This is a genomic window from Desertivirga arenae (assembly GCF_017355785.1).
Lineage (GTDB): Bacteria > Bacteroidota > Bacteroidia > Sphingobacteriales > Sphingobacteriaceae > Desertivirga > Desertivirga arenae.
The window spans coordinates 20102-40978 of sequence record NZ_JAFEWE010000020.1; the positions used below are offsets into that span (position 1 = coordinate 20102).

General features: G+C 36.7%; 19 protein-coding genes. 5 read left to right on the plus strand and 14 right to left on the minus strand.

Translation table 11 applies throughout. The features are described from left to right. Positions 1–149: 149 nt before the first annotated feature. On the plus strand, positions 150–3293 hold the full coding sequence (locus J4N24_RS24075) for a type ISP restriction/modification enzyme (protein ID WP_207536294.1): 3144 nt from the start codon (positions 150–152) through the stop codon (positions 3291–3293). 202 nt (positions 3294–3495) lie between these two features. On the opposite strand, the gene J4N24_RS24080 is transcribed toward J4N24_RS24075, so the two are convergent. The 3 genes from J4N24_RS24080 to J4N24_RS24090 form a co-directional block, all read right to left on the minus strand. Next, entirely contained in the window at positions 3496–6624 is a 3129-nt protein-coding gene (locus J4N24_RS24080; RefSeq protein WP_207536295.1) for an SIR2 family protein, read from the minus strand. A 199-nt stretch (positions 6625–6823) separates the two neighbouring features. After that, positions 6824–7081, minus strand: coding sequence for a hypothetical protein (locus tag J4N24_RS24085; protein WP_207536296.1), 258 nt, complete (start codon positions 7079–7081; stop codon positions 6824–6826). A 12-nt stretch (positions 7082–7093) separates the two neighbouring features. Next, entirely contained in the window at positions 7094–7516 is a 423-nt protein-coding gene (locus J4N24_RS24090; protein WP_207536297.1) for a hypothetical protein, read from the minus strand. Positions 7517–7704: 188 nt separating this feature from the next. Between J4N24_RS24090 and J4N24_RS24095 the strand changes: the two genes are divergently transcribed. Both J4N24_RS24095 and J4N24_RS24100 read left to right on the plus strand, forming a co-directional pair. Beyond that, on the plus strand, positions 7705–8046 hold the full coding sequence (locus tag J4N24_RS24095; protein WP_207536298.1) for a hypothetical protein: 342 nt from the start codon (positions 7705–7707) through the stop codon (positions 8044–8046). Between the two features lie 258 nt (positions 8047–8304). After that, a complete protein-coding gene (locus tag J4N24_RS24100) occupies positions 8305–9030 on the plus strand; it encodes a hypothetical protein (protein WP_207536299.1) in 726 nt (241 codons plus the stop codon). 176 nt (positions 9031–9206) lie between these two features. Here J4N24_RS24100 and J4N24_RS24105 read toward each other — a convergent pair whose 3' ends face one another. The 9 genes from J4N24_RS24105 to J4N24_RS24145 all read right to left on the minus strand — a co-directional run bounded on the left by J4N24_RS24105 (position 9207) and on the right by J4N24_RS24145 (position 16250). Continuing rightward, complete coding sequence (locus J4N24_RS24105) at positions 9207–10229, minus strand: hypothetical protein (RefSeq protein ID WP_207536300.1); 1023 nt, start codon at positions 10227–10229, stop codon at positions 9207–9209. Between the two features lie 222 nt (positions 10230–10451). After that, a complete protein-coding gene (locus J4N24_RS24110; protein WP_207536301.1) occupies positions 10452–10817 on the minus strand; it encodes a hypothetical protein in 366 nt (121 codons plus the stop codon). A gap of 193 nt (positions 10818–11010) precedes the next feature. Continuing rightward, positions 11011–11883, minus strand: coding sequence for a FimB/Mfa2 family fimbrial subunit (locus J4N24_RS24115; protein ID WP_207536302.1), 873 nt, complete (start codon positions 11881–11883; stop codon positions 11011–11013). 43 nt (positions 11884–11926) lie between these two features. Beyond that, positions 11927–12799, minus strand: a complete 873-nt coding sequence (locus J4N24_RS24120) for a DUF6562 domain-containing protein (protein ID WP_207536303.1) — start codon at positions 12797–12799, stop codon at positions 11927–11929. A 79-nt stretch (positions 12800–12878) separates the two neighbouring features. Beyond that, positions 12879–13751: a DUF6562 domain-containing protein gene (locus J4N24_RS24125; RefSeq protein ID WP_207536304.1), complete on the minus strand. Its 873-nt coding sequence runs from the start codon at positions 13749–13751 to the stop codon at positions 12879–12881. Between the two features lie 74 nt (positions 13752–13825). After that, positions 13826–14689, minus strand: coding sequence for a hypothetical protein (locus tag J4N24_RS24130; protein ID WP_207536305.1), 864 nt, complete (start codon positions 14687–14689; stop codon positions 13826–13828). Between the two features lie 289 nt (positions 14690–14978). Next, the gene (locus tag J4N24_RS24135) at positions 14979–15674 is read right to left on the minus strand and encodes an SOS response-associated peptidase (protein WP_207536306.1); all 696 of its coding nucleotides are present in this window, start codon (positions 15672–15674) and stop codon (positions 14979–14981) included. 6 nt (positions 15675–15680) lie between these two features. Then, complete coding sequence (locus tag J4N24_RS24140; RefSeq protein ID WP_207536307.1) at positions 15681–15938, minus strand: hypothetical protein; 258 nt, start codon at positions 15936–15938, stop codon at positions 15681–15683. Positions 15939–15953: 15 nt separating this feature from the next. Beyond that, positions 15954–16250, minus strand: a complete 297-nt coding sequence (locus J4N24_RS24145; RefSeq protein WP_207536308.1) for a hypothetical protein — start codon at positions 16248–16250, stop codon at positions 15954–15956. Between the two features lie 71 nt (positions 16251–16321). Between J4N24_RS24145 and J4N24_RS24150 the strand changes: the two genes are divergently transcribed. Next, positions 16322–16654, plus strand: coding sequence for a hypothetical protein (locus tag J4N24_RS24150; RefSeq protein WP_207536309.1), 333 nt, complete (start codon positions 16322–16324; stop codon positions 16652–16654). Between the two features lie 92 nt (positions 16655–16746). On the opposite strand, the gene J4N24_RS24155 is transcribed toward J4N24_RS24150, so the two are convergent. After that, complete coding sequence (locus tag J4N24_RS24155) at positions 16747–18543, minus strand: phospholipase D-like domain-containing protein (RefSeq protein WP_207536310.1); 1797 nt, start codon at positions 18541–18543, stop codon at positions 16747–16749. 88 nt (positions 18544–18631) lie between these two features. Continuing rightward, positions 18632–19858, minus strand: a complete 1227-nt coding sequence (locus J4N24_RS24160; RefSeq protein ID WP_207536311.1) for a collagen-like triple helix repeat-containing protein — start codon at positions 19856–19858, stop codon at positions 18632–18634. Positions 19859–19956: 98 nt separating this feature from the next. On the opposite strand from J4N24_RS24160, the gene J4N24_RS24165 reads away from it, so the two are divergent. Beyond that, complete coding sequence (locus tag J4N24_RS24165; RefSeq protein WP_207536312.1) at positions 19957–20865, plus strand: FimB/Mfa2 family fimbrial subunit; 909 nt, start codon at positions 19957–19959, stop codon at positions 20863–20865. The last annotated feature ends 12 nt before the right edge of the window (positions 20866–20877 follow it).

Sequence of the window (20877 nt, forward strand, 5' to 3'; positions counted from 1 at the left end):
AATCTTTCTCACATTCTTCAATTCCTAATAAAAGAATCACATAAAAACTCCTTCTCCCACTATTGCATTTGCAGAAATGCTTGTGCATTTTTACCAATTAATCCTCTTTAATTATAGAGTTTAGAAAACCTTGTCAAACCTTACTTTTTATGACTATTGCTCAATACGTAGAACGTATCCAAACCCGGTATAAGACAGGGATCTCACGAGAACATAGCTACCGTGGAGATCTACAAACACTTTTAGAAACTATTGCTGAAGGAGTATTGGTAACCAATGAACCTTCGCGAATTGCCTGTGGTGCCCCTGATTATATTATTACCCGAAACGAAATCCCCCTCGGCTATATTGAAGCAAAGGATGTTGGAATCGATTTACAAAGCAAAAGCTTAAAAGAGCAGTTTGACCGGTATCGATCCTCTTTAAATAACCTCATCTTCACCGATTATCTAGATTTTCGGCTTTATATAGATGGAGAGTTTGTCACAGCAACGCAGATTGCAGAAATAAAGAGTGGGCAAATAGTCCAGAAGCCGGAGAACTTTGCCGAATTCACCAATCTTATAAAGAACTTCTGCACCCACGTAGGCCAAACAATCAAAAGTTCCAAAAAGCTAGCAGAAATGATGGCAGCCAAGGCTAGAATGCTTTCAGATGTGATCGAAAAAGCATTGACGAGTGATGAGGAGAATCAGGATAATAGTACGCTGAAAGAACAAATGGTGGGTTTCAAGCAGATCTTAATTCATGATATAAAGCCGAAGGAGTTTGCTGATATATACGCGCAAACTATCGCCTACGGTATGTTTGCTGCTCGTTTACATGATCCCACTTTGGCAACGTTTAGCAGACAAGAAGCCGCTGAACTTATTCCAAAAACAAATCCCTTTTTAAGGAAGCTTTTCGGTTATATAGCAGGCCCGGATATTGACAGCCGGATAAAATGGATTGTGGATGCTTTAGCAGATATTTTTAGGGCTACCGACATTGCAGCTCTACTAAAGAATTTTGGAAAAGCTACGCAAATGCAAGATCCAATTATTCACTTCTATGAAACCTTCCTTGCAGAATATGATCCGAAGTTGCGTAAGGCAAGAGGCGTGTGGTATACTCCGGAACCAGTTGTGAACTTTATCGTTCGCGCGGTAGACGATATTTTAAAAGATGAATTTGGCTTACCTCAAGGACTTGCTGATACTAGTAAAACGACAATAAAGCTCAACACTCAAAACGCTGACAAACGTTCTAGTACTGGATATAAACAAGTAGAACAGGAGGTTCACAGAGTTCAGATTCTTGACCCAGCTACCGGTACTGGTACTTTCCTTGCAGAAGTGGTAAAGCACATTTATAAGAAATTCGAAGGACAGCAAGGTATTTGGAGTAATTATGTAGCAAATCATTTAATACCTCGATTAAATGGGTTCGAGCTACTAATGGCTTCCTATGCCATGGCTCATTTAAAGTTAGATCTACTTCTTACAGAAACGGGGTTCAAGTCTAAAAATGACAAACGGTTTAATATATACCTAACAAATTCCTTAGAGGAACATCATCAAGATACAGGAACCCTCTTCGCTAACTGGTTAAGCAGCGAGGCTAATGAGGCAAATAGAATTAAGCGCGATACGCCTGTTATGTGTATTGTTGGGAACCCACCATACTCTGTAAGTAGTACCAATAAAGGAAAGTGGATTGAAAGTTTAACAGCAGATTATAAGAAAAATTTAAAGGAAAGAAATATCCAACCGCTTTCGGATGACTACATAAAGTTTATTCGGTTCGGTCAACATTTTATAGATAAGAATGGAAGCGGGATTTTGGCTTACATTTCTAATAACAGCTTTATTGATGGTTTAATTCATCGAGAGATGAGGAAAGATTTATTGAAAAGCTTCGACAAAATTTATATCCTGGATTTACATGGGAATTCCAAAAAAAAGGAAGCAACGCTAGAAGGAGGATTGGATCAAAATGTATTTGATATTATGCAGGGTGTTTCTATAAATATTTTCGTTAAAACGGGTAAAAAACAACTGGGCCAGCAGGCAACAGTTTTACAACATGACCTTTATGGAAAAAGAGAAGTCAAATATTCATTTCTAGATAGACATAATTTAAGCAGTATAAATTGGACTAGTCTAAATAGCGTTGCTCCAAATTATTTCTTTACTGTTAAAAATTTTGCAGAAGCGACTAATTATGAGAAAGGGTTCAAATTAGATAAGCTTTTCAATTTGTATGCTAGCGGAATAAAGACGGAAAGAGATAGTATATGTATCCATTTTGATGATCAGACGCTTAATGTTCTTGAACGCGACTTTCTTCAATTAGACCCAGAAGAATTCAGAAGTCGGTTTACACCTAAGCCTGATGGAAGGGATTGGAAGGTAAGTACAGCTAGAGAGGATCTCCTTAAAAACGAAAAGGTCAAAGCGAATATTTTGTATAGGCCTTTCGATATCCGGCGAACCATCTATACTGGAAAATCCAAAGGTTTTCACTCTTATCCCAGGCCAGAGATAATGAAGCATCTTCTAAAGCCGAACTATGCATTAATATTTGAAAGAAGTGCAACAATTGGAGAATTCACCAATGTGTTTGTGTCTAACTGCCTAGTTGAGTGCCATGCACTTGGAACTGCATTTTCATTTGGTTATACAGCCCCACTTTATTTATATCCAACCAGTACTGGCTCTGAGCTCATTAATAGTTCACAACCTCAACCAAATTTAGATTCCGATATTATTAGTAAATTTACAGAAAGGATAAGCGTCACATTTTCTGCTGAAAAAGGCAACTCGTCGAATGCTATTTCACCTTTAGACTTATTAGATTACATCTACGCTACTTTGCATTCACCTGCCTACCGCGAGAAGTATAAAGAGTTTTTAAAAATAGATTTCCCTAGAGTTCCTTATCCAAAAGACAGAGAAAGTTTCTGGCAACTCGTAAGGCTAGGTGGAGAGATTAGGCAAATACATTTACTTGAAAGTCCTATAGTGGAGAAGTATATCACCCAGTATCCAGTAGATGGAAGCAATGTGATGGGAAAGGTAAATTTTCAGAACGGCAACGTCTATATTAACGACACCCAATACTTCTCAAATGTCCCAGAAGTCGCATGGAATTTTTATATCGGTGGATATCAGCCTGCACAAAAATGGCTTAAAGATCGTAAGGGGTACGAACTTTCCTTTGAGGATATTTTACATTACCAAAAGATTATAGTGGCCTTAACTGAAACGGATCGTTTGATGAAAGAAATTGACCAGGTATTAGTTTTGGAATAACAGGTTCAGACAGCTGGGCCATTTTCAGAAAGCAAGCTATAAAATAGTTATTGGGCACTTTCGATGATTAGTCACCCTTGTACTGAAACAAAAAAGGTACAAGGCGGGACTATTAATATACCTCAAATATCTAAGTGGTTTGGTAGGAAAAAAGGTAGGTACGAGCCTAGAAATCGTACCTAAGGGTATCTAAATACCTAACTTATATGAAATATCTATAATCATATTCGACCTTCTCTTTGCTTTCAATTAGCTTTCCGATTCGAGCAATATCATTTGAAGATGAGATAGTAGCCGGTAATTGAGAGTACATGTTTAAAGAATTCCAATTCATTTTAGTTAAACCTAATATCTCATTAGCAATTTGTTCTAAGCTTCCGGTCCCGTGATGCTTGATCACCTTCAAGGGTTTCGGTATATATCTACCGCCTGGGTAAAAACTGAATTTCGGATTATTAACAGATGGTACAACTCCATGGGCCCACAACAATGCTTGACTCGCATTTATTTGAATACAAGTCCCTCTTGATACAGAAAAACCATCAATTTCCGTTCGTCCATTTTTAATTTTGCTAGACACGTATCGTATATCATCCTCGAAATTAATCTCTACTAAATCGACTGCTTCGATACTTGCACTATCATATAGACTATCCAAAATGCCATTTTTTTCCTCTTCGGTAAAGAAGGTTCTTTTATGAATAACCACTCGTTTAGGGATTTCATTTAAGGATTCATAAAAGAGATTTATAACACTTTTTCCAAATTCATATGCATCATCATAGCCTAAATGAGGCTTTTTATGCCTCCATTGAATTTTATCATTGCTGATTTTAGAAAGTTTGTATTTCAAGCCCTCACCAGTGGAACTATAAATATGGCTACAACCTAACACGATATGCCCCTTTTCTTCACTTTTTGAGTCAATACTATATCCGATTCCCGCAAATGCGGTAGATTTATCTGTATTATTCAAGATCCAAGGAGTTCTTAAAGACTTTACGAAATAGGAAAGAGATAACCACCAATTTATTTGGCAGCTCTGCCGGACATCATTAATCGTTTTTTCCCGAATGAATTGGGAAGTCACCCTCTTCTCTACACAAAAAGCTTTAACGTAGTCATGTAAGTCATAAGATTCTCCATTATCATGATAGCTTGTAAAATAATCCCATCTCTGCGGAATATAGATAATTATAACTTTTTGACTACCGGTAGCAGTTAACCTCATTATCTTATCACAAATATTCCTCTTGACTTCATGAATATTCTCCCTAAAATCATTACTCCTAGGTTCAGAGACATTTTCCCAATTTGAGGAACTGGGCTCGGGGATATTCAAGCTGAGTCCATATGTACGGTGAAAGCCTTTGAAATCCAATATATAATCATCTTTCTCACTAAACTTGGGTATCTCTTGATTCTGTTTGGATAAAAATTCAAATAAAACTTTAGAGTCTTGCTCTGGACATATCACTCCTAAATATATGGTAGTGTCTAAAAAAGTATTTAAACTAGTTTCATATGGCTTATTGTTTATCAATCCACGCATAGGGTGGGTATCAGATATGTGATTATTGCCATGTTTTGTGGAAAATAGTAAAGCTGCCTCCTTAAATTGTACGCCTCTCAACCTCAAAAACTTCTGGGGAACATTATGTGCATTAGAATAGGGATTATTTAGATCGCATATATTAGTAAATATAGGAGCTCGGGCAATGATGAAAGAGAATCCACTACCAGATTTTATAGGAAATTCGTATTTATCATTATCGTTTACAAACAGCTTTTTACTCCATTTTTTCACATAATCATTGAAATGATTATTCCAAATTTTATGGTAAAAGGTCATGCCAATTTGTTGTCTTATGCTTGAGTCAACATCCTCATTCTCTAATACAAAACTTGGATTCAGGGTAAGATAAAATTCGCCGTTCACTTTCTCTAAAGCGAACCTGAGAGCATGGAAAACTTTTTGATTTGCTATATTTTGATACTCATCACCCCAAACTTTATCGCGAAAGTTTGTCTTTACTGATATTGCTGATGCAAATATTTTACAAATTGTAGATAACATAAGACTGTTGATGCCCGAATTGTATATTCTGGTATCAGTCAAGGGTTTTCTTACAATATCTCCAGAGATCACCGATATCAATGCCTCCTTTACGGACTCTAATGTGCCCAAAGCCCATACCTTCTTTTCATAGGGTATCGCCGAAATATCCGTTCTCGTTAAAGACAAACTATTTAGCTTATCCCAAGGGTTTTCATTTAGAGTAGCATCAAAAACGAACACTTCCTCGGGAAATTTTATTGGAAAACAGTTGCTCTTTAGGACTTTGTTTGTTCGTGCAGGCTTTAAATCAAAGGGAGAAAAAGAATCATTACTACTGTTCGATTGCTGAATAGATATCAATTCTTGTTTCAGTTTACTCTCCCCAGCAAGAACCAACTTAGTGATACTGACCATTGTGTTATCGAATCCTTCTGTAGGAATATAATATGCTAATCTTTTATTCTGATTAGCGTGGTGGATCAACTCTGTAACCTCAGAGCTTGAATTCTCATGATAGCCACACCAAAATAACATCCCACCGCCTTTTTTTGAATAGGCCTCTTTGAGAGTATCCATTAATGATAGATCGCGGCCACTGTATCCCAGTACAATTAGATGCTTGTCCCCTAAATATTCTATAAGCTTCTGTCTAAAAGTTTGGTCTTGTTCCTTTAATTCTTCTGCAGTGTTTTTTAGTTCACCGTATTTGAAATCGCCGTGTAACTTAATTACGGGTAATTCACTTCTGTTTTGAGTTCTTTGATTTATTCGGTCAACAGTGTCTAATGAAATCTCGATACTCTGAACACCTCCTAGGATGCAAGAAGTAGTTACCAATTCATCGAAATTTGTCGTCCAGACCGAATCAAGCATCCCATGTTTAACGAGCAAAGGTATCGTTCGATAACCTATAGAAGGTTTTGCATTGGAGCATAATGCTTGAAAATACTGGCTTCTATTTTTCTCAATTGGGAAACATTTTTTTGCATAAAAGGAATACTCCTCCTTACTTCCAGCTTCAACATAACCACCTTGGTTGTCTAACCAAGCTTGTATAGTTCTTTGTACTTTAGGATTTTTAAAGTTCTCAATCCAGCCAGTAGCAGAATAATTATTGCTTTTATAAATAGTTGCTTTCCAGTCCCAAATACAATCATTGGCAGAAGAAATTCCAGAACTTATTGAACTACCTGCTCCCAATAGCAGAGCAAAGGTATCGTTCTTACTTATTGCAACAGATCTTAGAAATTCATCAAATTGTAACTCGTTCATGGTTCACTAAAATTACTCAACATATATTAGAAGTAGTGAAAGTTAACTAAACTGCAGACTTATTGGAATTTGACTTTTCAACAGCTAATTGTGTCGGGCAGACTTACGTTATGAATTTCCGATTAATTGTAAACCCAGCTAAATCGTTCTTTACATTCTATTATCAAGCTAATCCTTTATTTATATCTCGAGTTCGCTATCAATCCAGCAATTGATCAACCTCATCAATGTTGACCTGGTTCCAATAGGGCTCAAGCAGGCGCATGGTCTTAAAAGGTTTGAAGGTTAAGATTTTATTAGCATTATTTGAATACGTTACTTCCACAAAGAAATCTCCTAACTCATACAAAGCATAGTCATTAAGCTCCTCCTTACGATGGGCCAGGAATCTTCCTTGATCCCAGATTGCGTTCGTCTGGTCCAGATCGTTCAGCTGCAGGTATTCGTATAGCGTCATTGATTCCCTATATTATTTTTCTGGAATGATTTTGAACTTGATTTGCTCAGGATTAGTAACTACAATTTGCTTCCTGCCTTTGTATTCGCTCACTATACCGTCAATTGAAACTGTTTTTCCTTTAAATAATTCTTCAGGAACACTAGCAAATTTTTTACGGTCATTACCTCTTATCACTACCGTTAGTAATTGATTAGGGTAATCAGCACCTAAATTTAATAAGGTGAGCCCAGTATTATCTAAAAATTTACCACTATAAACCTTGGAGGTTAGTAAAACCGAATCACCCACCTTAACATTTGCTATATCATCCGTAGTGATAACTTTGAACGGTAGAGATTTAGCTTTAGCCGTAACAATTCTTTCTGTAGTAGTCGTTTGAGCGTAGGAGGTTAGGCAAAATAAACTAAGTGCTATAAGGAATAGTCTTTTCATAATGCAAGTTAATAAATCAGGGTTAACAATTAAGCTAACCCTAAAATTCTCACATTACAGATAATTTGTATCTAACAGTATCACCTTACTTAATAAACGTTGTAACATCTATTTTGTTTAAAGATCGAGCCGTTGACTATAGAAATACTAAAATTTTTAGCAAATTTGTAGCTATAAATTTTGGTACAATGGATGATTATGTTGTAGCTCTTCAACTGTCTCAATTTCTAAAGGATTGGTTCAACAGCTCTGAAAAAACTAAAATTAGTACGGCCAACCTTAGTAGTTCTTTTGACTACGATAGGGGGTATATCATCATAGATGTAGACCATATCAACACGGAATACTGCAAGTACTTCAAGAAAGATGTATTTGAAAAAAATGCAGAGCTACTGATAAAGAAACTAGCTGAAGTTACTAAGGTTTGGATGTGGTGTAATGAGGTTCACCAGTACCATCTACGATTGAGAATCAGGAACCGGAATAAGGAACTTCAACAACAGGCGCTACTAAAAACTGAAGGATACTAAAAACCCACTAACGCAGCCTACGTTAGTGGGTATGTTCAACAGATCAAAACAAAATTTTCAATCAACCTAAGATGGAATAAGGGGTGGAAGTGTGAATTGTTTTGACAGAAGAATTTTGAGAGATAAAAAAAGGCTGTCAGCTGGTTACCGCTCCTCTCATTTCCCGTTGACGATTTTGTAGTGTAAATTTAGCTCGTTAAAATTCAATCTTCTGGATTTATCTGTAGGGGTATTATTACATCATTAAAGTTAAGTAAGATGCAGGAAATGATAGACTGGGAAAATCAATATCATTTTGATTTTGTCATCCCCGAAAAGTTTAATGAATATAAAGCTCATAATATAATTGATCAGGGGAAACATCTTAGACATTTGAAAAAGGAAGATCTATTTTTTTTAATAAAAAGCCTTCCTCAAGATCGAAGTGGATTATTAGCTAAGCCTGACGAAGTGGTCAATCTTTTTTTTGGAGGTGATAAACCGACTTTTATTCAAAATGAAAATTCTGATTATGAATATATAAACTATGTTCTCTCATCTGCATTGAAAGATTTGGAAAGTAAAGAATTTCTTGATCCGTCTTCTGAAGTTTTTATACGAGTTCTCTATTTTCGAAAACTAACCACCCTTTTTTGCCAGGCATGGTACCTTTCAAAGAGAGTTAATTTCTCTAGGGAAATACTTTCAGATCGATTGCAAAGGTTTGGAGATATACTCTATGGTGAAGAATATATCTCTACAAATAAACCACTTAATAAGTTAGACATTATTAATCGGTTTGATGGATCATCAATGTCGATTGAATATCTGATTGAAAATGATTATTTACATTATGACTTTTATGTTTGTGAAAAAACGCTTTTAGCTTCAATACTTTTTGAAGGAAACCAAACTGCTCACTCTAACGATAATGAGCTTAGTTTAATTGAACCCTTACTCACTCAGGCCGAGGATGGGAAACTTCTGTTTTGTCTTTTTAAATAGCTCCCTCTTTGCTCCTTTATTTATTTCTAGTTTAGAATCCGCTATCAACCCAGCAATTGATCAACATCATCAATAGACACCTGGTTCCAATAAGGCTCAAGTAATCGAGCTGTCGGAGATTCAAAAGGAAAATGATATTTAAAAACAATTATAACAACTAAAGATATCATTATATTTTAGTTTATTACATTCTCTAGTTCTGTCTTCCATTTCAAAAACCCATCAACGCTCTCTGAGTAGTCATGATAAATTCTTTTAAATGAATCCTCGGTTGTAATTAAATAAAGTAGTTTTCCTTTGGCCTTAATTTGATTGATAATATGGTCTATCTTACCTAAGGTAGCCTTTAATAACTTTTTATCCCCCTTGGGAGCGTCCCATACGTACGTTGCTTCCTCCGTGTTCAATGTTTCCCAAACTATATGATAGTTTATCTTTCCCTCCAATAGGAAGACAAAGGAGAACGGTTTTGGGACAAACCTAAGTTTCATTGTTGCATGATCATGTTTGCTTGATAGAAATCTTAGATGCTTGTAGTGTTTAGTGTTTGATATCGTCAACAGATCCTCGAATAGTTCCTGATCGCTTTTATGAAAGGTATCAGGTTTGACGTTTTCATCGGCAAACGTATCAAGATACTCCTCCGCTGTGAAAAGGCTCTTTTCTCCCTCTAGCGTTTTTTTTGACATAGTAGATTTTACAAATTCTAATCTTACCTGTTCAATTAGCTGCTTATCTATTCTAGCTATCTCTGGGGACCTTACTTTAACAGATGTTATCGCATAGTCTTTAGTTTCCACTTCGACTGTAACTTCAATTTTCCTTGTGCCCAGGACATTCGCGAAATAGTTCTTTACTGCGTCAAATTCCTCAAAAATCTCGGGATTTGATATTATCAAATCCAAGGTTTCCCTGTGTTCTTTAAGCTTCTGCCTGAAAAAGACACCTCCTTGCCGGAATTGTATGTTTTTAATAGGCACATAAAAAGTTTCTGTTATAGTTTGAATCCGAGGTTCCGGTGGTGCAAAGTAGGTTTGTTTTCTATATACAGGCTGTGAGGCTTGCGGGATTAAAGAGCCGGATCCATTTAAAGTAGCGAAAAGGCCAGGGGTATTGATCTCTCGAAATGTAATAACTTCGACTTTATTCAGATCTTCTGCAAGCTGTATTTGAGTAAATGAAAATTCCGATTCTCCCACATTGTAAGAAATAACTTTACAATGCAGCCGCTGTTCTGAAGCTATATAAGCTAGGACCTGGATTGGCCAGTAGGCTGGGGATTTAAAACTGACGGCAATTTCAGGCAGATTGGTTTGACTAAGATTGATGGCTTTGTCATTTGTGAGGTAAGCTTTATCAGCTTTAAATTGTATTATAAGTTCTAAACCAGTCATTGTATAAACTTTAGTCGTTATCTGGTTTTACCCTTGTTTAAGGTATTTTTCCTTGTATTCCTGATACTCCTCACCCATTAGGTTTTCAATATATTCCTCCATTCCGATATCATTTTTCTCATTCACGTACCGTCTAAAGGAAAGAACAGTCTTACACTCTTCAAATCCTTTTTTACTCATATCCAATCTAACGTTCTCGGAAAGACCCTCTAACCATTCTTCAAAATCAGTAAAGGAAGGATCAAAGTCGGTAGCTCGTTGGTAATAAAGATAACTGGCATTCCCTACTGCAAAGAATAGTTCGTGAAAGCGTCTTTCTTCCTGGCTTACCTTGGATAGAAACTCTTCCTGTTGCCTGTTACATTCTTCTAAAGGATGCTTTACTGTTATCATTTTACTGCAGAAATTCAATACAAGTATATCTAATTCCTTTTGAAGGAAGAGGCCATTGGTCAAAAATTAGATATGGTTGTACCTAGTCAGATAGCTCTTATAGGACCTTGTATGCGAGAATAGAGGGAACAAATAGAGGGAACAAAAAAAGCCAGAGGTGTTAGCTCTGGCTGTATAATATCAATAATCTTTTTTAAAATTCTATAGTGGTTGGTGTTGCGTCCCAATTGGAATTAACAAATATGGAAAAGCCTGTCGAATTTGAAAACAACTTGCCTTTTAGTACTACCTCTCGATTTTTCAAAATCGAAACATTATTGATAACCTTAGATACTATAATCTCATTTTTGTTATTAAACGCGGTAATAGTAATGTCGATTGGTTTACCGGGTTCAAATAGGCGAATTGCCCCAAGGAACTTACCCCCTACCACTGCCGGATAACTTTTATAGTTATATTCTTCAAGAGCACGTACTCCATTGCGAAAGTAATAACGCCTGGCAGAAGGCATTTTAATCTCATAATAGCTTACCGACTCGGGGATAATGTTATCGGTAAGCATTACCGATAACATTCCAACAATTCTCTCTAGAGTTACGTTTTCATTTACACCATCTCTTGTTACCGTTATCGGAATATTTTTCAAAAAATAGTTTGGATTCCTGTCACTCTCTCTAAGAGAGGCGATCTCATAATACGATTGATCGTCTATTGGATCACCATATGGACTATTTTGATCAGAACCTAGAAAAACAATGTTATATTGTCCCATAGGTAAGCTATCCTGTACTATCCCAAAATGAGAAGACGTATCAATAGATTGAGTTCTTGATTTCACAAGCTCCCCTTTATCATCGTAGATAAAATAATATAATGCTCTAAGATAATTTACAGCAGCAGTAGTATCCGATACCTTGCCACTAATAGTTTTACTTTCTTGTGTAAAACTTGATGTATTAAAAGTTATAGGATAAAGTTTCTCTTTGGGTTCTATTTCTTGCTTACTTGTCTTTCTGCATGCAAGAGTGGTTATAAGCAATAAAAGAATTGCTAATTTTTCTTTCATTATGACATACGTTAATTAAGGACTATACACAGGAAGGGTAAAACTAAAAGTTTATGGTTGAACTTTCACCCCAACTAGGACTAACAAAAATTGTAAACCCTCCTGGATGATTGAAATCGTTAAATAAAGCTCCAGTAACAATAGTCTCCTTATTTCTCGATAGCGCAACATTATTAATTGTTCTATCGACTACTAAGGTATTTGTACTGGTATATGCCCTGATATGTATGTTAGTTGATGTTAGATTTGGTAATACAAAATTAGTTATCGTGTAATTTGCAGAGGCACGATCTAAAGATGTTATATTATAGTAATAAGTCTTCTGCTCTAAATTATAGTTCTCCTCTCTACTTGGGTAATAGTGACTACCATCTAAGTACTCTACAACAAGTTGGGAAACATTAGCAGGAATGATATCCTTCAAGACTATAGTTAATTTACCTACTATACGATTAAGAACTATATTTTGGTTCACCAAGGGACCACTGACAGTAAACGTAGCTTTATTGGCAAACAAGTCGTTATTATCGTTATATACGTTTGTATTAGAAAGGGTGCTTAAAATATTATATGATAAATCACCTGTGGACGCCATAAAAGTGGCTGTATAATTACCTGCAGGAAGACTATCAACGATAGTTCCAAAATTAGGCGAGGTATTTACATCCTGAGCAATTGTACGGAGCAACGTTCCGTTGCTATTGAAAACAGCGTAAATTATTTTTTTTAACACTTTTTTAGCTGAGTCGGTAGCTAGAGTACTTTGCATCCCTTTTGTACTCTGTTGAAACTCTGATGCCGAAAAGGTTACAGGATAAAGTTTCTCTTCAGGCTGTGCTTCCGTTTTGCTAGATTTTTTACACGCGAATAATACCAGCACTAGTGCTAGTGAAAGTAAGGGTAGGGTTTTTTTCATGTTTATTAGTATTATCTGAAGGAGATAAGAGAAAGCCAGAGCTAACAGCTCCGGCTTTCCTATTCATTTTATCTTTAATTTAAAACTCCACTACTGTTTTTGAAGAGTCCCAAGTTTGATCAGCAAGGACTGTAAAGCCACCTTCGTGATTTACGGAATTGAATAGTGTTCCTGTTACAACTGTCTCTTTGTTTCTTGTTAGAGCAACATTGCTAATTGTTTTGTCCACTACTAAGGTATTTGTACTCGTGTAAGCCCTAATATTTATTTTAGTCGAACTAGTATTTGGTAATACAAAATTAGTTACAGTATAATTTTTAGAGGCACGATCAAGAGATGTAATGTCATAATTGTACGTTTTTTGCCCTAAACCATAGTTGTCTTCTCTACCGGGGTAATAGTAACTTCCATCCATATACTCGACAACAAGTTTGGTAACATTAGAAGGTATTACGTCCTTCAATACTATAGTTAATTTCCCTACAATACGATTAAGCGTCACGCTCTGATTTACCAGGGGACCGTTAATAGTAAACATTGTTTTATTAGCAAACACGTCATTATTATTGTTATATACATTTGTACTAGATAGTTGAGAAATACTATAGGGTAATTCCCCTGTAGATGCCATAAAAATAGCTGTATAGTTACCAACAGGAAGACTATCAAGGATAGTTCCAAAATTAGGCGAAGTATTTACCTCCTGAGAAATTGTACGAAGTAATGTTCCACTGCTATTAAAAACCGCGTAAGTTAATTTTTTGAATACATTTTTAGCTGAGTCAACAGCTGAGGTATTCGAAATACCTTTAGAAGTTTGTTCAAAATCAGACGCTTTGAAGGTAACTGGATAAAGCTTTTCTTCTGGCTGTATCTCAGTCTTGCTGGATTTTTTACACGCGAATAATACCAGCACTAGTGCTAGTGAAAGTAAGGGTAGGTTTTTTTTCATACTTATTAAATTAATGTAAATGAGATAAAAGAAAGCCAGAGATGTCAGCTCTGGCTTTTTGTTGAATGTCTTTATTAAAACTCTATAACAGTAGGTATCGGCTCCAAATCTTTATTGACAAATATTGTAAAGCCTCCATCATGATTTATGGTATCAAATAGTTTTCCGGTAACGATTGTTTCCTTGTTTTTGGTGACGGTTACATTATTAACGGTTTTATCAACTACTAAACTATTAGATGAGTTGTATGCTCGGATATTAAGTGAGAAAGCATTTCCTGTGTATAAGATAAAGGTACTGTATGTATAATTCGATGTTAATCTATCTGACGACTTAATATCTGAAGATCTTTCCTCAACGCTTCCAAAAAATGTCTGATCGAAATCGGCTAACCTGTCATCTACTAATCTAAAGACTAATCTAGTAACGTTAGAAGGAATTGCATCTTTAAATTGAACTGTTAGTTTACCAGTAATTCGATCTAACGTAATATTCTGACTAACTGGCCCAGAAACTGTGAGCGGGATTTCTTTCGAGAAATAGTCCCCATTAGCTCTATTAAAGAATCCTTGCGAGTAAGTTCCCGAATTCAGCGAGAGACCATATCGCACCGGAGAACCCGATACTAAGATCTTGTATGTTCCAGCGGGCAAGCTATCTCTTATTGTTCCAAAGTTAGCCAGAGCGCTGTCTTGTTGCATTGATCTCACAAATGTTCCGCTACTATTAAAAACAACATAATGTAAGTTCTTTAAGTAACTTTTTGCAGAGTCAGCTGAGACTGTAGATATCCCTTTTGTAGTTTGTTCAAACTCTGAAGCTGAGAATGTAACAGGATAAAGTTTCTCTTCTGGTTGGGCTTCTGATTTGCTAGATTTTTTACACGCGAATAATACCAGCACTAGTGCTAGTGAAAGTAAGGGTAGGGTTTTTTTCATGTTTGAATTAAATGTCTAAACTCGCATTAAAGATATTAAGAAGTTTTCCTTTAATGACAAAGATTAGTTAATTAATTAACAAGTGGTTGACCTATAGAAGAATAAGTTTTATAAGTAGAAATGATAGTTTTCCCTGGAACTTGGAAGACTATGATTAATAATTCAAAAAAGAGCCTCGCTGATTTATCTAGAGATAGCGAGGCTCCTGTGTCAACTTTAAAATAGATTAGTGTTTCGCAACACGCAGAAAGTATCATCAAAAGCAACGAGGAAAATATAAGGCTTGTTTTTATTTTAATACCTTTTGCTCGAACTCCTGAATATCTCCAACAGTATCGATTTTAACAGATTCCAGGAAGTCTTCACCTACTGGCTGAATGACTTTTAATCTATCCTGAACAGGTATTTCACTATCCAGCCAAATCTTAGAATCTTCCCTGGTAACAAAGGCAGGCATCCGGTCATGTATTTTGCCCCATGCTGCTACTGCTTCATGGGTGATCACTGTGCAGCTGCTTATGATTTCTCCGGTGCCTTTATTCACCCAATCCGACCAAAGACCAGCCAGGAGGGTGAGATCTTCGCCCTTCTGCTTGATGAAATGGGGCTGTTTCTTCTTTTTCTTGTGCTTGTCGTCTGCCCATTCGTCCAGCTCCTCCCATTCGTAATAGCCATTTACTACCACTAAACAATGCCTCTTTCCCACTAAGGGCTTCCAGATGTTGGAGTTGAGAAGCTTGTCGTAGCGTGCATTGAAAGTGCTGAGTTTCACCAGGGGCTTTCCACTTTTAGGATCAGGTTGAGCGAAAGGGGGAATAAGTGACCATCTTTTATAAGACAGCTCTTTAGGGTTTGCATCGGAAATAACAGGCACACTTGCCGTAGGAGGCACGTTAATATCAATAGGATGCTCTTTTTCCTTAAGGATAAGATCCAGGGCAGTAAAAATATCTACCGATTGTGGCACTGCTACTCTTCCGCACATAAGTAATTACATATAACGTTTCTCAATCTGGTTACCGATTGCTTCAGCGAGGTCTTCCCCCAGACTTCCATCACTCCAGGCCCATCGCTCCGGAAATTCCATTTTTAGGATTCCGCAATCCTCTCCATCTAAACCAACGATAAATTCAGCGTCTTGTTTCTTCGGGTCTTGTCCGGGTATAACCATGAACTCGTAGGGAGTTCGGTCTATATCCACGTTAACGTTAAAAAATTGTTGGGGCATTTCTTCTTCTACTTTCTTCATGTTTCTAAAGGTTAATTATTGCAGATATTCTGGCAGGTATGTTTCTATGTATTCTCCAATCAGATCAAGGTCATCAGCGTTAAGCTCATAAGGCCAGCATGGGCAAGTATCAAGTCTAAAACCGGGACGCCAGAATCCATCCTTTTTTTCAATACTTCCAAGTTTCCAATTCGACATTCCTACCTCAAAAACATATCGGGCAGGTTCACTACTGAGGTCCATTTTAATGTGTGGCTGAATAGTCAGCGTCTGATGCCTGTCCTCAAACACGAAACCTATAGTTAGATAAGTCGTTTTATGAACCTTAATCACATATTTAAAATTGCTAATATTTTTAGCAAAAATAGGAGATTTTTTAGAAATTTGCTTGAAAGAATGATCTCATGGATATTGAATTAAGCTCGGAAAACCTAATACAACACCTGATCAACTGGTTCAATCTTAACCCAAAGACGGAGATATTAGATCGTAATAAGCGGGAGGCTATTGTACTCAGGGGAGAATGGATTGAGATTCATGTAGATTATATTAATACCTCCTATGGCGGCTATTTCAAACAAAGTCTGTTTATGCAAAATGCTGAGCTGCTATCAAAGAAGTTAGTGGAGGTAGTTAAAGAATGGATGAAGGATAACGGAGTTCCGGTGATGCACCTAAAGCTTAAAATAATGAAGCAGGGCGCTCAATTCCCAAGGCAGGGATTGATAAGAGTTTAGGCGTAACAATCTTTAAATTTAGTAATTCATATATCAACTGAAAAATGGCTGTCACAACTGAAGGTAGTTGTAGACAAACTTCAGAATCACCGTTATCTTCTTTCCCAGTTAGGGATATAGGGAGCAAGGTGCCGTAAGAAATCGTGATCAATTACCGGCTTTAATATTCTATCCCAAACAGCTTTATTTCCTCCCAATCTAACCATGAAAATATCTAGTTCCCTTCGTGGCATGTATTTATTAATTAGATTTAATGTCCAGGGAACTGAGGGATTACCAGCTAAAGACATCCAGTGCCATTTCTCCTTTAGTTCCTCTAGCAAATATTCATCAAAGGGAATGGCTCTGTTTGTACTAAAACTACTATTAGGAGCATCATAGAGCCACCTATCTTTATATTTGATGATGAACCTAGCGTCAAAGGGAATAGCGGTGTTGCGAGATAATTGATCGAATTTTAGTTTATCTTGATAGTTATTAATAAAGCCAGTGGACCAACAAAAACTTTCATTTGATGAGAAATTAGCTGGAAACTTCAACAACCTGTCCTTGTAACGCTCAAATAAATCAAGAGTCCAGTCAATCCTTCTATTTCTCGCAATACCACTCCAATCCAAAATCTCTTTATAGGTTAAAAGTTCATCTTCTGTAAGGTAAATTTCCGAACAAAACCATGAAAATTGTTGAGGGTTACGTTCCTGCGCTTTATTTATTAATGTTCGAGTCCATTTTATAGATTTAGAGGCACGTGAAAATGAAGTATCTAGTTTCGGCAATGCTTCCAAGAGCTCTGCTTCAGTCCACAAATAATTATCGTTTTCATAGTTCTTTTGTTCCGGTGACTTGTGATTCAGGTATGTATTGGGAATTCCATCGAATGCTCCATTGATATAAAAGGGTACTGAGGGGTCAACAGTAGAGTCATTATAATCTGGATGATGATATTTAAGGTCAGAATATCTTCGGCGTAAAGCATCAGGCATTTCTTTTAACTCATTCAAGGATAGGTAAATATTTCTGTTATGCTTGAATACACTACCCTGATTAGTGGCCCAGTAATCCAATGTTCTCCAGAACCTTCTAATCATATTTTTATCCCATATTACCGTTTCATTCCACTGAATTTGCCTTGGGTAAATTTTTTTTTCATAAACCTCTAAAAGTTCTGGCGTCCATGGATACCTTTCCCCGACATGACTTAAGAATACACTTGGATAGTTTCTACATAGAGCTTCGACACTTTCTGAATACTTCTTTTTCAGTTCTTTATGTTCCTTCTTTAACTGTTCAGTTGCTCCATCAGATACTAATATTTCTTCCGCTCGAAGAAACCTTGTCTCTATATCTATGTCCTGATCTCCTGCAAAAGCTAAGTCTTCCTCATTCAAAAAAACATCCTTATCGTAAGTATTCGTCAATGGAGGGTGAAGCTTCAGAAATTCGGCAAGGTTCAGTACCTGATCGCTGTTTTGGATCAAGTTCTCAAACTGAAGCTTATAGGTGTCGATTATTTCTGGGTAATCTAGTTCGATAACATTTTCCCAATTATTATTTTCTGCTGCATAAGTCCAGTTATAAGATCCGGTAAACATCTTTTTAGAGTCGATGATGCAGAACTTATTATGCATTAACTTGGCATTATTCGAGAAATAAAACTGGATATTCCTGTCTATCAGCTTTTGAAAGGGTAAGCCACTGTCTCTATTGTTTAAATCATCATTAACTATGATTAGACGAATAGTAATTCCTTCTGAAGCTTTCTTTAAAAGTGTGTTGAAAAGCTTATGGTTAACAAACCAGCTGACTGCGACTGAAATGCTTTCTGTTGCTATATTAATTTCGGAGATAAGAATATTTTCTATTCCTGTGAAATGGCTTCGGATGGGCATTAAAGGTATTTTTTAAAAATGCTAGGAACATTAGCTATTGATAAATCAAAAGGATGATGGATCTCTTTTGGGAGACCCATCCGTTTATTTATTGAAGCCTCAAAAACTTAGAAACTTGATTGTAGTTTTTAATATCAATGTGAGAATTTGAAAGCACTTCAACTGAAGCTGCAGGAATAAAAACAATTTTCAAGTCAAATTTAGCTGCTTTAACGTCTGCTTCAGGAACTGCTTGAGAGTATCCGCTAATACTGATTTTGTCAGTTTTAATAGGTTCAATATTAACTCCTAATTGAGTTTGGTAGTTCTCATCAGCAATAAGATAAGTACCTTCGTTATCCCATCCGTTCAAATCACCCGACTTCCTAACGTAGACGGAAACTATACCATTATCATAATAGCCATGATACTTCGCATCAATAGAATAGGTTGACTCCATATTGAACGCACCAACTGCGATTAACTTTGTAGTAAGCGTTATTAACTCATTAATTTCTTCAAGATACCTAGTATTAGAAGAGATGGTACTTTCGTAATTGCTTTTTACAGTGGCTAACTGAGTATTGTACTGGCTTTGATTCATCCAGCCCTTCTTATATGCCTCTTCTATTTGAGCAATCTCATTTTCGTATTGAGTTTTAAAAGATGCAATAGAGCTCTCAGTTGAAGTTTTAGATCTCAAATAGCTATCTAAATATTCTTGATAGCGTTTATTTTCCTCATCATCAGCTGTAACTTTCTGAAATACTTGATTCTTGTAAAGAAGAATCTTAACACTATTAGTATCTGGAGCTTTTAAGCTCACCGGACTTCCCCAGGAAGTTGTAGTTTTAGGACCATAGAAAGCCAGATTTTGAGCATCAAAATAGAAGTCTCCTTCGACGCCAGCTGTAGCAGCAGGAACACCTGATCCGCTTAAGATCTTGCTACCATCTTTCCCATTGGTGCCGTTAGTACCATTTGTACCGTTGGTCCCGTTTGTTCCATTCGTTCCGTTGGCTCCTGTAGCACCGGTAGCTCCTTTCAAACTTGTTGAAGCTCCCCATCCTGTAGCAGTTTTAGGTCCGTAGAAGTTAGTGGTAGACTTGTCCAGGTAGAAGTCTCCTTCTTTTCCTAATAAAGTAGCAGGTTCTCCCGTTCCGGAGAGGATACTTGCTCCGTTTAATCCTGCGATACCTTGAACTCCCTGAGCTCCTGTATCGCCCTTTTCTCCTTGAGGCCCGGCTGGCCCCTCTTTTTCGCAGCTTGAGAAAATAGCTAATCCCAAGACAGCAAAAGCCATCATACGTAGATGTGATAGGTTAAGTAATGACATAAGTTTAAATTTTCCGCAAAAGTAAGACTCTCAAAGCTGATATTTCATAATGGTTTATTTTTTTACCTTTATTGCCTACATCTAACACTTAAATTCTTATGAAAAAACACTTACTATTCTTGTCATTAGCCCTATTTCTATTTTCCAGCTGTTCTAAGGATGACACAAATGCTGCTAAGACCGAGAAAGAGAAGATTCCTGTGACTTTTAGTATCTCCGATCTTAACGTTTCTGTTGGTGATTTCAAATCTGCATCTACGACGCTTGCTGATTCAGTAAAAAAACATGCTGATTATCTTAGCTGCAAGATTTATGACAAAGATGGAACACCCTTTACGGTGATAAACCAAACTAAAACAGCACTAAATTTCGGAACGATTACAGTGGATTTACCGGTAGGAACTTATAAGGCAGCCTTTGCTGCCTCTACAGGCGGATTCTCCTGGAATGACGCAAACAACTACATCGGCCAGGATTACATTAGTACAGGCACCAGAACTTACGATCTTTTTTTCAAAAGAATAGATGAAATTAAGGTAAATGAGCCCACTACCCAAGAGGTTACCCTTGATAGGATTGTATCAGGGATCGATCTTGTAGTGGAAGATTCGATTCCTTCAGTAGTGAGCAAAATCAGTATTATAACTAAAAATGAAGGAGGAGTTTATATGGTTACCGGCAACTATTCTATGAGTAGCGCACCATCCAGGGTAGCTACATTTACAATAGCTAGTTCCGACCGCCGGAAATTTAATAAGACTTTTACCACTTTCGCTTTACCTAATGATGACGGTGTATCTACATCTGTTGAGGTCACAGCTTACGATGCTAAGAATAACGCGTTATTGTCCAAGCAGGTGAACAATGTTCCTTTCATTAAGAATAAGAAAGTTACTATACAAGGAAAGCTATTTACGGGATTATCAACGGGTAATGCTACTCCAAGTTTCTCTATTAAAGTTAATCAAGGCTGGGATACTAGCACTACAACGATTAAGATTCCTTAAAATATACCTCTA

What these genes read in the sequence shown, in the direction of transcription:
- J4N24_RS24075 (WP_207536294.1), top strand. Translation starts at nt 150, where the DNA reads ATGACTATTGCTCAATACGTAGAACGTATCCAAACCCGGTATAAGACA.
- J4N24_RS24080 (WP_207536295.1), bottom strand. Translation starts at nt 6,624, where the DNA reads ATGAACGAGTTACAATTTGATGAATTTCTAAGATCTGTTGCAATAAGT.
- J4N24_RS24085 (WP_207536296.1), bottom strand. Translation starts at nt 7,081, where the DNA reads ATGACGCTATACGAATACCTGCAGCTGAACGATCTGGACCAGACGAAC.
- J4N24_RS24090 (WP_207536297.1), bottom strand. Translation starts at nt 7,516, where the DNA reads ATGAAAAGACTATTCCTTATAGCACTTAGTTTATTTTGCCTAACCTCC.
- J4N24_RS24095 (WP_207536298.1), top strand. Translation starts at nt 7,705, where the DNA reads ATGGATGATTATGTTGTAGCTCTTCAACTGTCTCAATTTCTAAAGGAT.
- J4N24_RS24100 (WP_207536299.1), top strand. Translation starts at nt 8,305, where the DNA reads ATGCAGGAAATGATAGACTGGGAAAATCAATATCATTTTGATTTTGTC.
- J4N24_RS24110 (WP_207536301.1), bottom strand. Translation starts at nt 10,817, where the DNA reads ATGATAACAGTAAAGCATCCTTTAGAAGAATGTAACAGGCAACAGGAA.
- J4N24_RS24115 (WP_207536302.1), bottom strand. Translation starts at nt 11,883, where the DNA reads ATGAAAGAAAAATTAGCAATTCTTTTATTGCTTATAACCACTCTTGCA.
- J4N24_RS24120 (WP_207536303.1), bottom strand. Translation starts at nt 12,799, where the DNA reads ATGAAAAAAACCCTACCCTTACTTTCACTAGCACTAGTGCTGGTATTA.
- J4N24_RS24125 (WP_207536304.1), bottom strand. Translation starts at nt 13,751, where the DNA reads ATGAAAAAAAACCTACCCTTACTTTCACTAGCACTAGTGCTGGTATTA.
- J4N24_RS24130 (WP_207536305.1), bottom strand. Translation starts at nt 14,689, where the DNA reads ATGAAAAAAACCCTACCCTTACTTTCACTAGCACTAGTGCTGGTATTA.
- J4N24_RS24135 (WP_207536306.1), bottom strand. Translation starts at nt 15,674, where the DNA reads ATGTGCGGAAGAGTAGCAGTGCCACAATCGGTAGATATTTTTACTGCC.
- J4N24_RS24140 (WP_207536307.1), bottom strand. Translation starts at nt 15,938, where the DNA reads ATGAAGAAAGTAGAAGAAGAAATGCCCCAACAATTTTTTAACGTTAAC.
- J4N24_RS24150 (WP_207536309.1), top strand. Translation starts at nt 16,322, where the DNA reads ATGGATATTGAATTAAGCTCGGAAAACCTAATACAACACCTGATCAAC.
- J4N24_RS24155 (WP_207536310.1), bottom strand. Translation starts at nt 18,543, where the DNA reads ATGCCCATCCGAAGCCATTTCACAGGAATAGAAAATATTCTTATCTCC.
- J4N24_RS24160 (WP_207536311.1), bottom strand. Translation starts at nt 19,858, where the DNA reads ATGTCATTACTTAACCTATCACATCTACGTATGATGGCTTTTGCTGTC.
- J4N24_RS24165 (WP_207536312.1), top strand. Translation starts at nt 19,957, where the DNA reads ATGAAAAAACACTTACTATTCTTGTCATTAGCCCTATTTCTATTTTCC.